Here is a 13,292-nt window from a genome sequence, read left to right on the forward strand (position 1 = left end):
CTTGTTTCATCAACCGGGGCTAGTGCCCAGCGGGTTTCGCTAAACTTGCCGGTTTATCCTGCCGGACAGGCCTTGGCAGGCCTGCTAGGCCATCGAGTAAAACCGGTGCGTCGCTCGTATCTACCAGATTAACGGACTTGTTGCACCAGCCAGGTCATCAGCTCCCTGAGCATCGGCTCTGCATGAGGATACTCGGCCACTAGCCTCTGCCCGAGAAGAGCCAAGGCCTCTGGCCGATAAACGCTCCCTTGCAGGCCCTGCGCCAGGGCTTCCAGAGGCGCCAGATCCAGGCTGTCGCTGAACAGTTGCACCCCGCTGATCTGCCCCTGCGCCACATCGAAATGCAACTCGACCCCGCCCCAGACAAAGCGCTCGCTCAGGGTATGGCTGAAGGCTGGCGCCTTGCCAAAATTCCACTCCCAGCTCCCCTGATGGGCAAATTGCGACGGGAAACCGGGCAGATCCGGCAGCTGGGTCGGGGAGATAAACTCCGGCAACACCCGAATGCCATAGTGGTCAAAAAAGGCCTCGCTCAGCGCCTCCACCAACTGCTCATGAGTGATCTCTGCGCCGAGTTCACTCAGGTTGGCGACCCGGCCTCGCACCGAGCTTATCCCCTTGGCAGCCAGCTTCTTGGGGTCGGGGTTGAGGTAGTCGGCAAGGCGGCCCAGATCGGCGCTGCGCAGCACAGTGCCGTGGTGAAAGCCGCGATCCTGAGTCTCTCTGTAGGCCGAGCCCGATATCTTGCGATCTCCCTCCGGGGTCGAGACCAGCAGGTCATTGCGCCCCGAGGCGAATGCCTCTATGCCCAGAGACGCCAACCCCGCCAGCACGATGGCGGTGGAGATGCTCTTATCGTACTCGGGCTTGCCCGCCATGAAGGTGAAACAGCTGTTGCCAAGATCATGGAAGACGGCACCGCCTCCGCTGCTGCGCCTGGCCAGCTTGATGCCGTCTCGCGCCATGCGGCGGGTGTTGCACTCCTTCCAGGGATTCTGGCCACGGCCGATCACCACGGTATCCTGGTTGCGCCACAGGAAGAGCACCCGCTGGCCCGCATCCATCTGGCGAAAGATGCACTCCTCCACCGCGAGGTTGAACCAGGGATCGAAAGAGTCAGAAATAAGCAAGCGAAGGGGCATGGGGGTATTCTCTCTGTCAGTCGAGGAGTCATGATAACAGCCCGGTGCCGTCTGGGGCGACCGGGCTCAGCAAGTGATGAAGGAGCTGGTTGCGACAGGGATCAGGCACCAGCCGCCAGGAGACGATCGACGCCGAGCAAGCCCACGGCCATGGCCAGCACGAACAGGGCGATGAGTGGCTGTTCCGTGCCCAACATTGTTACGCCGAGCAGGGCAAGGCCGGGGCCTGGACAGATGCCGAGCAGACCCCAGCCAACCCCGAACAACGCCGCCCCTCCAACCAGGCGGGCATCGACTCGTCCCGTGGGAGGCGCAGGCAATGGCGTGCCAGAGAGGCTCTGGCGGCGAGGTTTGACAAGCCAGGCATAACCGGGCGCAAACACCAGCAAGGCGCCCCCCATCACGAAGGCAAGGCTGGGATCCCACTGACCGAACAGGTCGAGGAAACCCATGACCCTGGCCGGATCCACCATGCCGGAGACAACGAGCCCCAGCCCAAACAGCAGACCGGATAACAGACTGATCAGATTGCTCATCTCATCGACTCCTCACAACAGATGCAGGGTGACGAACAGGGTAACAATGCCGCTCGCCATGAAAGTGAGGGTCGCGACCAGGGAGCGCATCGATAACCGCCCCAGACCGCAGATCCCATGACCGCTGGTGCAGCCATTGCCGAGCCGGGTGCCCACCCCCACCAGCAGACCCGCCAACAGCACCAGAGGCCAGGCTGGCAAGGCGGCAAAATCGGGCAAGCGGGCCAGCCCCAACATGGCGGCGAGAGGCCCTCCCAGCATGAGCCCCAGCAAGAACAGCCAGCGCCAGGCTTGCCGGCTCTGCAGGGCGGTGGCGAAGATGCCGCTGATCCCAGCGATACGGCCATTGAACAGCAGCAACAGCAGAGCGGAGAGGCCAATCAGCATGCCTCCGGCCAGGGATAACCACCACGGGTTTGCCATCATTTCAACTCCTCATCCTGAACCGATGACGCGAAGCATAGCGTCCACCGGCCTGCTCTCTCCTCACGGCCCCACTGTCTAGCGTGGCCACACAACCCAATGAATCTTGCTCGCCTCTATTAACGCCTTGCCGCGCTCATCCTGCATGCAATGCTTGGTCGTTAAATTAGATCTCGCTAATGTTAAGGGCATTTTAGCGTCAGCCATTAAATTAGCAACACCTGATTTAATGCGCATTTGGTTGATGTGCAAAGGAGAAGGCCCACGCATGACGGAGCCAGAGAGGCGGCCCATCCATGCCGGACCGGCTGAAAAGCCTCATACGAGATCAATTGGCACTGAAGGGAGGATGCTCAAAATAGAACGTCCCCTGCACGGCAGCGCAGGGGACGTTGAGAACCATCAGGCTTGAAACCCAGGACGGGTTATCGGCGGCTGCGCCAGCGCACCCTGGGGAGGATCACCTGGGCTGTCTGTGCGGGGGGATTGCCCGCAATCAGCTGCTGCATCAGCTCGAAGGCGGCCCGGGCCAGGGCCGGACAATCCTGGGCCACGGAGTCGATGCGCATGGGAATGCAGTCGAGCAGATCGTGATCGTCGAAGGTGCAGAGCCGCATGCCCGTCTCCATCAGCCCCGCCTCGTTGAGGTAGCGCAGCACCCCCTCCAGCAGGGTGAAGGAGGCGGTAAAGAGCCCGCGGGGGGGCGCCCCCAGCTCGGCCACCAGCTCGGCCATCAGCTGATAACCGGAGCGCGGCTGATAGTCGCGATGGCGCACCTGGCTCTGTGGCGCCTCCAGCCCGGCGCGGTGGAGGCCCAGCTCATAGCCCGCCAGCCGGTGGCGGCTGGGGGAGAGATCCAGCAGGCCGCCGAAGTAGTAGATCTCCTCCCCGCATTCGCGGGCCATGTCCTGTACCAGCTCGGCGGTCGCCTTGCAGGCGTCCGAAATGACCATGGGCAGACGCGACTGGCCGATATGGCGGTCGAGCTGCACCACCGGCAGGCGGTCGTGAATGCGGGCATAGATGTCGTCGCTGTGACCGCTGGAGGCGACGATAAGGCCATCCACCTGACGGCTGATGAGGTTGTCCACCACCCGCTGCTCCAAGGTGGGATCATCCTCGGAGCAGGCAATGAGCAGCTGGATCCCCGCCTCCCGGCAGTGGGCCTCGAGGGCGCGCGCTATGCTGGCGAACCCGAAGTTGGTGAGATCGGGGATCACCAGCCCCCAGGTGTAGCTGCGGGTCTCGCGCAGGGAGCGGGCATGAAAGCTCGGCTGGTAGTGGCACTCATCCGCCACCGCCTGGATCCGCTTGCGGGTATCGTCGGCAATCCTGTACTCCGCACTCTTGCCATTGAGCACCAGACTGGCGGTCGCCTTGGAGACCCCCGCCAGTTCGGCTATCTGGGCAATCGTGATCCGTTTCTTCTTCTCCACCTGGCCTCCCGGCTGACTAGCACCGGGCTATTGTACTAGGCAAGCCGCCAGCGGCCAGTGATCGAGGCAAATTTTGCAGCCCCCGCCCGCATTCCCTGCCGATAGCTGCGGCTTTTCACCGGGGAAGTAGCGCGCCGACAGGCTCTGGCGCCCCTGATCCACGAAGCACTCCAGACTGGAGCTGTCGCACAGCACGGTGATCTTGCCTCCAAGCCAGGGGGCGGCCCTCTCTTCCCAGGCCCCGCTCTGCCAGTTCTGGCGCCGCAGTGTGATGCGCCCCGGCTGCCACACCAGCTCGGCCACGGCGCCGAACCAGAGGCTGCCCTCACCGCCAAGCGCCAGATCGAGCCAGGTCGAGTCGATGGCCAGCCCCGGAAACTCCCTGAGCGTCCCCTCGAAGCGGGTCTGCTCCCCCTTCAATGCCGCGAGCTCCCCTACCGGCCGCTGGCAGAGCCACTCATCCTGCCAGAACAGCTCCCGTGGGCAGCTCATCTGATGGATCCAACCATAGAGGATGGTGGGCTGGCTCATCTCGTTCTCCTCCGGCAGCCCCAGCCAGCCGAACAGCAGGCGCCGGCCCTGGCTATCCAGTGTTGTCTGAGGGGCATAAAACTCGAAGCCCCTGTCCAGCTCGTGGAAGGCCCCGTGCTCGAACTGCTCGCCGTCGAAATCCCCCGCCAGCCAGCCGCACTGATAGAGGTTGCGGTAATACTCCCCTTGCGGGGCTATGCCCTGAGGGCAGCAGATCAGCACATGCTGATCCCCTAGGGGGAAGAGGTCCGGGCACTCCCACATATAGCCAAACTCCCCCAGCCCCCCGCGCCCGCTGCCGGCGATGGGGCCCACCAGCGTCCAGGCATCAAGGGTATCACCGCGATAGAGCAGCACCTCGCCCTTGTCGTCCAGAGTGCGGGCGCCGAGCACCATCAGCCACTGCTGGCCGTCGTACCACACCTTGGGATCGCGCACATGGCCGCTGTAGCCTTGGGGCAGATCGAGCACGGGGCCCAGCTTGTCGAAACCGCCCTCACCGTCGGCGCGGGCCAGACACTGGAAGGCGGTGCGGCTGCCATCCGGGTATTTGACGTTGCCGGTGTAGACGAGGGTCAGCCGCCCCTGCTCGTCGCTCACCGCCGAGCCGGAATAGCAGCCGTGGCTCTCATAGGCCTCGGTGGGCAAGAGCGCCACCGGCTCGTGCTGCCAGTGCAGCAGATCGGTCGAAGTGACGTGACCCCAGCCCTTGTTGCTGTGCTCGCAGCCGAGCGGATTCCACTGGTAGAAGAGGTGGTAGCGCCCGTCGTGCTCGATAAAACCGTTGGGATCGTTGAGCAGCCCCACCGGGGCTGCCAGATGCCAGCGGGGCCGATGGGGATCGGCCGCCGCCTTGAGCTGTCCGGCCAGCAGGGACCGGACAATCTGGTTGAGGAGATAAGCGTCCTTCATCACTCCACCTTGTACTTGAGCAGGTAGGAGGCGGCGAAGGCGGCACCGAAGGCGATCACCAGTCCGATGACGTAGTGGATGAGGCTCATGGGCTGGACTATTGCCATGCCCGGAATGCCGGTCAGCCCCACCGCCGTCATGCCCACCTTGGCGGCCACCACGTAGGCGCCGCCGCAGGCACCGCCGAACAGACCGGCCAGGAAGGGTTTGATGTAGCGCAGGTTGACGCCGAAGATGGCCGCCTCGGTGATGCCGAGCAGGCAGGACATGGCGGCCGGTACGGCAATGGCCTTGATCTTCACATCCCGGGTCTTGAAGTAGACCGCCAGGCAAGCGCCGCCCTGGGCCACGTTGGCCATGGCCCAGATGGGCAGCAGGAAGTTGACGCCTATGGCCGGGTTGGTGAGCAGCCCCGCCTCGATGGCGTGGAAGCTGTGGTGGATGCCGGTGATGACGATAAGGGAATAAGTGCCGCCGAATACCAGCCCCGCGAGCCAGCCCGCCTGCTCATAGAGGGCGCTCAGACCAAAGGAGATACCATCCCCCAGCACCCGACCCGCCGGGCCGATGAAGAGCAGCGCCACGAAACCGGTGATGATGACGGTCAAGAAGGGGGTGAGGATGAGATCCAGGGCGTCCGGGATGCGCTTGCGCAACTGCTTCTCCAGGTGGGACATGAACCAGACCGCCAGCAGCACCGGGAAGACGGTGCCCTGGTAGCCGATCATGGCCACATCCAGCCCGAAGAAGTCCATGGTCTTGAAGCCACCGGCCACGCCCCAGGCGTTGGTCAGGGCCGGGTGGGTGAGAATGCCACCAAGGGTCGCCCCCAGATAGGGGTTGCCGCCAAATTCGCGCGCCGCGGTAAAGCCGATCAGGATGGGCAGTATGATGAAGGCCGCCGAGCTGAACATGTCCAGCATGACGAACAGGGCGCTGTCGGCATTGACCCAGCCGTAGGTGCGCACCATGCCGAGCAGCCCCATCAGCAGGCCGGAGGCGACGATGGCCGGAATGATGGGGACGAAGATGTTGGAGAGCGTCCGCGCCAGCCGTTGGGCCACATTGAGCTTGGCCGTCGCCATGTCGGTCAGCTCCGCCTTGCTGGCGGTGCCGGTACCGGTCAGCGCCACAAACTCCGCATAGACCTTGTTGACCAGGCCGGTACCGAAGATCACCTGGATCTGGCCCGCGTTGCTGAAGCACCCCTTGACCCCGTCCAGCTTGTCGATGGCAGCCTTGTTGACCTTGCTGTCGTCCGCCAGCACCAGCCGCAGCCGGGTGGCGCAGTGAGCGGCGCTGACGATGTTCTCCTTGCCCCCGAGCAGGGGCACCAGATCCTTGGCTATCGCACTGATATTCATAATCTTCCTCTTATGACCCGCCGGCTGGCGGGCCCTTGTCACATGAGAGTAGGGGCTGTTGACCCGGGCTTCTAGCCGCAGATCAACGGCCGCTTGTGCTCGATCGCGCCCAATAGCAAAAAGGCATCCAGTTCGGTGCGGGTCGGCAGCGCCGTCATGGCCCCCTTGGCGGTGGTGGCGAGCGCCCCGCAGCCGTGGGCCTGAGCCAGGATGGCCGGCAGCTCGCTTAAGGCAGGCAATCGCTCACCCTCTGCCAGCGCGGCCAGCAGACCCGCGACGAAGGCATCCCCCGCCCCCGTGGTGTCGAGCGGGGTTACTTTCTGCCCCACCCACTCCAGCAGCTCGCCACCCAAACGGGCCACCACACCGGCCGCCCCCCGGGTCACCAGCACCAGGGCCGGGCCCGAGAGGGTGGCGAGCCCCGCGGCCAGATCATCCTCGCCGCTCAGCAGTTGCAGCTCCTCCACCGAGAGCTTGGCCACGTCCGCCAGGGTCATGGCCGCGCTTACCTGCGGCAGCATCTCGGCGGGATTGCCCCACACTTCGGGGCGCAGGTTGGGGTCGAAGCAGACCCGTCCTCCCGCCGCCTTGATGGCCGCCATGGCTTGCAGGCAGCTGCTGCGCACCGGTTCGTTGGCGAGCGCAATGGAGCAGCTGAGCAGCCACTGACCGGCCTCGAAGCGGGGCAAGTCAGTCGGTTCGAGGAACTGGTCGGCACTGGGGCGCACCATAAAGGTGAAGCTGCGCTCCCCTGCTTCATCGAGCTCCACCAGCACCGTGGAGGTTCGGTGAGCCGGATCCTGAGTCAGATGACGGATATCGACGCCCTCGACCACCAGGGTATCGGCCATAAAGCGGCCGAAGGGATCGGCGCCGACCCGGCCGATAAAGGCCGATTCACCGCCGAGCCGCGCCACCCCCACCGCAACATTGGCGGGCGCACCGCCCGGACACTTGAGGTAGTGCAGCTCCCCTTCCGGGATAAGATCCACCACCGCATCCCCCATTACCCACACACGATTCCCCACCTTGCTACTCCACTGCTGCATCGGATCCACTGCCAGAGCCGGGCTCTGTTCTCTTGGTCGGCATTATCAGCTAAACCGTTTTAGCTAACCAACAGATCCCGGCGCCGTCTGCCATTTTTGTGATCGGGATAACGAACTAGAACCAGGTTTCCATCTGTATGCCGAAGTTCCACTCACCACCGGCGGTGAAGTCGCTCTGGCCCATGGCATCGTCACTGGCGTAGTTGTCGAGCTCGGAGGACCAGTCCATCCAGGTCGCGAATACCCGCAGCTCGGGCCGCTCGAAGAAGCCGACGGTCTGGGCCTTGAAGGTGGGAGCGAAGGTGAGCTTGGTGAAGTCGCCACTCACCGCCTGACGACCCTTGTAGCCCTTGGGATCGAGATCCATGTACTGCCAGGCGGCCTCGTAGACCAGCTCGACGTTCTGGCTCAGCACCTGGGCCACCCGGGTATTGAGGGTCAGCCACTGATACTCGTCCCCCTTCACGTAGCGATCCTGGCTCTGCTCCGCCAGCAGGGCCGGGGCCAACCGCCAGCGCGGGTTGAGATCCGTGGCACCAAACAGAGCGACCCGCACCGCGTCGGCATCGGGCAGCAGCTCGCTGTCGGAGCCCAGTCCCTTGAGCTCGGCTCCCAGGCCATGGCCGTAGAGCACGGCGGCCTTGGAGAAGCCGGGATTGATGCCAAAGAAGCTGTCGGCGTGGTAGGCCAGCAGGGTGTGCGCCCCCTTGTTCGCCGCCTCGCTTCCCTTGCCACCGTCATTGATGCGCGCCTCGTTGTCATTGGCCGAGAGACCGCTGAGCATCCACTGCCAGTTGCCGACGCGGTTGTTCATGGTGAGGATGTAGCTCTCGATGTCGGACAGGCCGCTGGCGCTGATGTCGCCGTAGTCACGGCCGTAGAGGGAGAAGTTCGCCTTCCAGCTGTCGGCCAGCTGCACGTCGTAGACGCCGCCCCCTGTCCCGGCCAGGAAGACCACGTCCGAGTCGAGCCAATGGATGTCGAAGTTGTCCCGATCGAAGCGCTTGCCCGCCCAGAGCACAGCGTGCTGGAAGGGGCCGCTGAAGCTCGCCAGGTCGCCGATTTCGGCAAACACCTGACGGGTGTTGAGGCTGGAATCGCTGGCGGTCCAGTCGTTGCTGGTCTCCACCCCATCCGCCAGCATCAGCTTGTAGCGGGCCCAGCTGCCGTCATCAAAGGTCTGGGTCTTGAGCAGATTCGCCTCCATGTAGGTGTCGTCTTCGTTGCCAAGGCGACCCACGGCCCCCCCCACAGAGCCGGCCGGTGTCACATAAGGGCCGCCGCGCCCGCCGTTGCCGTTGCTGTTGACCAGGAGGCCCGAGCGGGCATAGCCGTGAAACTCGAAGCCCTGGGCACCGGCGGTCTGCTTGTCCACCTTCTCGCTCTGGGCCTTGGCCACCACGGCTGTCTCCCGGGCTTCGCTCGCCTTGCTTTCGGCCTGGTCGGCCCGCGCTTCGGCGGCGGCGGCGCGGGATTCAGCCGCCTGCACCCGCGCCTCCAGCGCCGCCAGCCGGGCCTCTATACCGCCCTGCGCCGCCCACAGCGGGCCGCTCACCCCCAATCCCAGCGCCACCGCCAGCGCCAACTTGCTCTTGAACATCGTCATCTTCCTCACCTGTCATCTGTCGCCCGTCCGGGCGCTGTTGTCATGGACGAGCAGAGCATAGCTAAACCGCTTTAGCCAACTCAATATGCCAGCTAAACCGTTTCAGCTGCAATGTGAGCGGGATAACATTTGTACAGAATGAATTGGCGGGAGTTGTGAAGTGGATCCCTCATCGGGATCCACTCAATAGGGCGGATCCGAGGCGAAACGCGGGCAAAAAAAGAGCCGGCACAAGGGCCGGCTCTTTTTGTCAACGGGGCTGAACTCAGCGGGTCAGGTCGTCGAAGAAGCGTTTCACCCCTTCGAAGAAGCCTTCCGATCTCGGCTTGTGGGTCTTGGCGGCGGCGCCGCTGAACGACTCGTCCAGCTGACGCAGCAGCTCTTTCTGAGACTCGGTCAGCTTGACCGGGGTCTCGACCACCACCTTGCACATCAGATCGCCGACCTGACCGGAGCGCACGGACTTGACGCCCTTGCCCCGCAGCCGGAACATCTTGCCGGTCTGGGTCTCTGAGGTCACCTTCAGCTTGACTCGGCCATCCAGGGTCGGCACTTCAATTTCACCCCCCAGGGCGGCGGCGGTGAAGCTGATAGGCACTTCGCAGTAGAGGTCGTTGCCATCGCGCACGAAGATGCCGTGCTCTTTGACATGCACCTGCACGTAGAGATCCCCGGCCGGTGCGCCGGACTCTCCCGCTTCCCCTTCGCCGGAGAGACGGATGCGGTCACCTGTATCGACCCCAGCCGGGATCTTGACCGACAGGGTCTTGGTCTTCTGATAGCGCCCTTCCCCATGGCACTTGCGGCACGGATCCTTGATGATCTTGCCGCGGCCATGACAGTGCGGACAGGCTTGTTGTACCGCGAAAAAGCCCTGGCGCATCTGCACCTGGCCCGCACCGTGACAGGTCGGACAGGTCTGGGCATGGCTGCCGGTGTGGGCACCGGATCCGTTACAGACCTCGCAGTGCACCTGAGTCGGCACCTTGATCTCCTTGGAGACGCCACGCACCGCCTCTTCCAGGGTCAGCTCCATGGTGTAACGCAAGTCAGAACCCCGGGCCGGGCCACGACGGCCACCGCCACTGCGACCACCGAAGATGTCGCCAAAGATATCGCCGAAAGCATCACCGAAATCGGCACCGCCGCCAAAGCCGCCGTGGCCACCGCCACCCTGGCTCTGATCCACGCCGGCATGACCGTACTGGTCATAGCGGGCCCGCAGATTTTCGTCGGTCAGGATCTCATAGGCTTCCTTGACCTCTTTGAACTTCTCTTCGGATGCGGCATCACCCTGATTGCGGTCCGGGTGAAACTTCATCGCCAGACGCTTGTACGCCTTCTTGATCTCGCGCTCGTCGGCACCCTTGGCCACCCCGAGCACTTCATAGAAATCGCGCTTTGACATACTCATCCTATTGCGTTGTCAGCAGTTATGCAGACGGGCGTTGGTCACCCAACGCCCGTAAATTCAATGATTAAGCCGATGGGCAGAGCGGGCTCTGCCCATCTGGGTGTGGCTTATTTCTTGTCGTCTTTCACTTCTTCGAACTCGGCATCGACCACGTCGTCGTCGGCCTTGGCAGAAGAGGCGGAGTGACCGGCATCGGCACCGGCGCCTTGCGCCTGGGCCTGCTGCTGGGCAATCTCCATCAGCTTCTGGGACGCTTCCATCAGAGCCTGTTGCTTGGCTTCGATTTCCGCTTTGTCGTCACCCTTGATGACGGCTTCCAGTTCGGAGAGTGCAGTTTCGATCTTGGTCTTGTCGTCGGCGGGCAGAGCCTCACCGGCTTCGGTGACCTGCTTGCGGACCGAGTGGACCAGACCGTCAGCCTGGTTGCGAGTCTGCACCAGCTCTTCAAACTTCTTGTCTTCTGCCGCGTTGGCTTCCGCCTCGCGTACCATGCGTTCGATCTCTTCGTCGGACAGACCGGAAGAAGCCTGGATGGTGATCTTCTGCTCCTTGTTGGTCTCTTTGTCCTTGGCTGAGACGTGCAGGATACCGTTGGCATCGATGTCGAAGGTCACTTCGATCTGCGGCAGACCGCGCTGCGCTGGACGGATGCCTTCCAGGTTGAACTGGCCCAGAGACTTGTTGTCGCTGGCGCGCTTGCGCTCACCCTGCAGCACGTGAATGGTCACGGCAGACTGGTTGTCTTCGGCAGTGGAGAACACCTGGGACTTCTTGGTCGGAATGGTGGTGTTCTTCTCGATCAGCGCCGTCATCACGCTACCCATGGTCTCGATACCCAGAGAGAGCGGAGTGACGTCCAGCAGCAGCACGTCGGTCTTCTCACCGGACAGTACCGCGCCCTGAATGGCAGCACCCATGGCCACGGCTTCGTCCGGGTTGACGTCTTTGCGCGGCTCTTTGCCGAAGAAGTCAGCCACAGTCTTCTGCACCATAGGCATACGAGTCTGACCACCCACCAGGATGACGTCATCGATCTCGCCAACCGCCAGACCGGAGTCTTTCAGGGCGGTGCGAACCGGCTCCAGGGAGTCTTTCACCATGTCTTCCACCAGGGATTCCAGCTTGGCGCGGGTCACCTTGATGTTCATGTGTTTCGGACCTGTGGCATCTGCGGTGATGTACGGCAGATTCACGTCGGTCTGCTGGGCGGAAGAGAGCTCAATCTTGGCTTTCTCGGCGGCATCTTTCAGACGCTGCAGGGCCAGCTGGTCGTTGCGCAGGTCGATGCCCTGCTCACGCTTGAACTCGTCAACCAGATAGTTGATGACACGGTTGTCGAAATCTTCACCACCCAGGTGGGTGTTACCGTTGGTCGCCAGCACTTCGAAGGTGGTTTCACCTTCCACTTCGTCGATCTCGATGATGGAGATATCGAAGGTACCGCCCCCTAAGTCATAGACGGCAACCTTGCGCTCACCCTTGACCTTGTTCACGCCGTAGGCAAATGCCGCGGCAGTGGGTTCGTTGATGATGCGCTTGACGTCCAGACCGGCGATGCGACCGGCATCCTTGGTAGCCTGACGCTGGGCGTCGTTGAAGTAGGCCGGTACTGTGATAACGGCTTCGGTCACTGGCTCGCCCAGGTAATCCTCGGCAGTTTTCTTCATTTTCTTCAGCACTTCGGCAGAGATCTGCGGCGGTGCCATTTTCTTGCCTTTCACTTCTACCCAGGCGTCACCGTTGTCAGCCTTGGCGATGGCGTACGGCATGATCTTCAGGTCACGCTGCACTTCTTCATCTTCGAAACGGCGACCGATCAGACGCTTGATGGCGAACAGGGTGTTCTTCGGGTTGGTGATGGCCTGACGCTTGGCCGGCTGACCAACCAGGATCTCGCCATCATCGGCATAGGCAATGATGGACGGAGTAGTACGATCGCCCTCTGCGTTCTCGATCACGCGAGCAGTGTCGCCATCCAGAATGGCGACGCAGGAGTTGGTAGTACCCAGGTCAATACCGATGATTTTACCCATTTGACGAATCTCCAAATACTTAGATTAAACAGGCGAAGCGCTCGCCTTAATGCGTTAACGGCTAGGTGGGGGCTAAGCAATGTGCTTTCAAGCTCCCGGTAGCAAATTCTTGCTACCGCCGTACCTTGTCACCTATATGGGGTCTGGTCGTTCAGCTTCAAGGGCTGAATGTAAAAAACCAGCGGCTTTTCTCATGCAACCGGCCCCCCTTGGCTGGCCGCCAGCCAACAAAAAGCCCGCCTCGCGGCGGGCTCGGCAATGGCGCGGGGATCAGGCAGGGGCCTTGGAGACCATCACCATGGCCGGACGAATGACGCGACCATTGAGCTCGTAGCCTTTTTGCATCACGGCCATCACTGTGTTTGGCGCCAGCTCGGCATTCTCGATCATGCTCATCGCCTGATGGGCATTGGGGTCGAACGGCTGGTTGGTGGGATCCAGTGCCACCAGGCCGAATTTGGCCACCGAGCTCTGCATGGACTTCAGGGTCAGGTCGACCCCTTCGATCATCGGCGCCAGCGCCTCGTTCTCTTTGTCAGCAAGATCGATGGCACGCTCCAGGTTATCGAGCACCGGCAGCAGCTCGGTGGCGAATTTCTCCAGGGCAAATTTATGGGCCTTCTCGACGTCCAGGGCGGCACGGCGACGCAGGTTTTCCATCTCGGCAACGGCACGAATGGCGCGCTCACGCTCGTCGGTTGCGGCCGCTTCGAGGGTGGCCAGTCGGGCCTCCAGCTCGGCGATACGCACCTGCTCGGCTGTCACTTCACTGTCTACATCGGTCGGCTCGACTGGCTGGGTGTCGACTTGCTCCATCGCTTCAACCTTTTGTTCTTCGTGGTTCAT

At 62.7% G+C, this 13,292-nt stretch carries 11 protein-coding genes; all 11 read right to left on the reverse strand.

The genetic code is table 11. The features are described 5' to 3' along the window. Positions 1–128: 128 nt before the first annotated feature. Positions 129–1,142: a lipoate--protein ligase gene (locus tag M2366_RS02875; protein ID WP_259268908.1), complete on the reverse strand. Its 1,014-nt coding sequence runs from the start codon at positions 1,140–1,142 to the stop codon at positions 129–131. A gap of 101 nt (positions 1,143–1,243) precedes the next feature. Continuing rightward, entirely contained in the window at positions 1,244–1,678 is a 435-nt protein-coding gene (locus tag M2366_RS02880) for a DUF6691 family protein (RefSeq protein WP_042040259.1), read from the reverse strand. 12 nt (positions 1,679–1,690) lie between these two features. After that, a complete protein-coding gene (locus M2366_RS02885) occupies positions 1,691–2,104 on the reverse strand; it encodes a YeeE/YedE family protein (RefSeq protein ID WP_259236358.1) in 414 nt (137 codons plus the stop codon). 422 nt (positions 2,105–2,526) lie between these two features. Next, a complete protein-coding gene (locus tag M2366_RS02890; protein ID WP_259268909.1) occupies positions 2,527–3,537 on the reverse strand; it encodes a substrate-binding domain-containing protein in 1,011 nt (336 codons plus the stop codon). Positions 3,538–3,564: 27 nt separating this feature from the next. Beyond that, positions 3,565–4,980, reverse strand: coding sequence for a sucrose-6-phosphate hydrolase (locus tag M2366_RS02895; RefSeq protein WP_259268910.1), 1,416 nt, complete (start codon positions 4,978–4,980; stop codon positions 3,565–3,567). Then, positions 4,980–6,344 carry a sucrose-specific PTS transporter subunit IIBC gene (locus M2366_RS02900; protein ID WP_259268911.1) on the reverse strand — a complete coding sequence of 455 codons (1,365 nt, stop codon included), beginning with the start codon at positions 6,342–6,344 and terminating at the stop codon, positions 4,980–4,982. The genes M2366_RS02895 and M2366_RS02900 overlap by 1 nt, the downstream gene beginning before the upstream one ends. A gap of 71 nt (positions 6,345–6,415) precedes the next feature. After that, a complete protein-coding gene (locus M2366_RS02905; protein ID WP_259268912.1) occupies positions 6,416–7,393 on the reverse strand; it encodes an aminoimidazole riboside kinase in 978 nt (325 codons plus the stop codon). 115 nt (positions 7,394–7,508) lie between these two features. Next, positions 7,509–8,999, reverse strand: a complete 1,491-nt coding sequence (locus M2366_RS02910; RefSeq protein ID WP_259268913.1) for a carbohydrate porin — start codon at positions 8,997–8,999, stop codon at positions 7,509–7,511. Between the two features lie 265 nt (positions 9,000–9,264). Continuing rightward, positions 9,265–10,407 carry a molecular chaperone DnaJ gene (gene dnaJ / locus M2366_RS02915; RefSeq protein WP_042042683.1) on the reverse strand — a complete coding sequence of 381 codons (1,143 nt, stop codon included), beginning with the start codon at positions 10,405–10,407 and terminating at the stop codon, positions 9,265–9,267. A gap of 113 nt (positions 10,408–10,520) precedes the next feature. Continuing rightward, positions 10,521–12,446, reverse strand: a complete 1,926-nt coding sequence (gene dnaK, locus M2366_RS02920; RefSeq protein ID WP_042042684.1) for a molecular chaperone DnaK — start codon at positions 12,444–12,446, stop codon at positions 10,521–10,523. 270 nt (positions 12,447–12,716) lie between these two features. Beyond that, positions 12,717–13,292: a nucleotide exchange factor GrpE gene (grpE, locus tag M2366_RS02925; RefSeq protein ID WP_042042685.1), complete on the reverse strand. Its 576-nt coding sequence runs from the start codon at positions 13,290–13,292 to the stop codon at positions 12,717–12,719.

It is taken from the genome of Aeromonas sp. BIGb0405 (assembly GCF_024807335.1).
Taxonomy (GTDB): Bacteria; Pseudomonadota; Gammaproteobacteria; order Enterobacterales; family Aeromonadaceae; genus Aeromonas; species Aeromonas rivuli.

Excerpts from the sequence above, each read along its gene's own strand:
- M2366_RS02875 (WP_259268908.1), bottom strand. The coding sequence starts at position 1,142 with ATGCCCCTTCGCTTGCTTATTTCTGACTCTTTCGATCCCTGGTTCAAC.
- M2366_RS02880 (WP_042040259.1), bottom strand. The coding sequence starts at position 1,678 with ATGAGCAATCTGATCAGTCTGTTATCCGGTCTGCTGTTTGGGCTGGGG.
- M2366_RS02885 (WP_259236358.1), bottom strand. The coding sequence starts at position 2,104 with ATGATGGCAAACCCGTGGTGGTTATCCCTGGCCGGAGGCATGCTGATT.
- M2366_RS02895 (WP_259268910.1), bottom strand. The coding sequence starts at position 4,980 with ATGAAGGACGCTTATCTCCTCAACCAGATTGTCCGGTCCCTGCTGGCC.
- M2366_RS02900 (WP_259268911.1), bottom strand. The coding sequence starts at position 6,344 with ATGAATATCAGTGCGATAGCCAAGGATCTGGTGCCCCTGCTCGGGGGC.
- M2366_RS02905 (WP_259268912.1), bottom strand. The coding sequence starts at position 7,393 with ATGCAGCAGTGGAGTAGCAAGGTGGGGAATCGTGTGTGGGTAATGGGG.
- M2366_RS02910 (WP_259268913.1), bottom strand. The coding sequence starts at position 8,999 with ATGACGATGTTCAAGAGCAAGTTGGCGCTGGCGGTGGCGCTGGGATTG.
- dnaJ (WP_042042683.1), bottom strand. The coding sequence starts at position 10,407 with ATGTCAAAGCGCGATTTCTATGAAGTGCTCGGGGTGGCCAAGGGTGCC.
- dnaK (WP_042042684.1), bottom strand. The coding sequence starts at position 12,446 with ATGGGTAAAATCATCGGTATTGACCTGGGTACTACCAACTCCTGCGTC.
- grpE (WP_042042685.1), bottom strand. The coding sequence starts at position 13,292 with ATGAACCACGAAGAACAAAAGGTTGAAGCGATGGAGCAAGTCGACACC.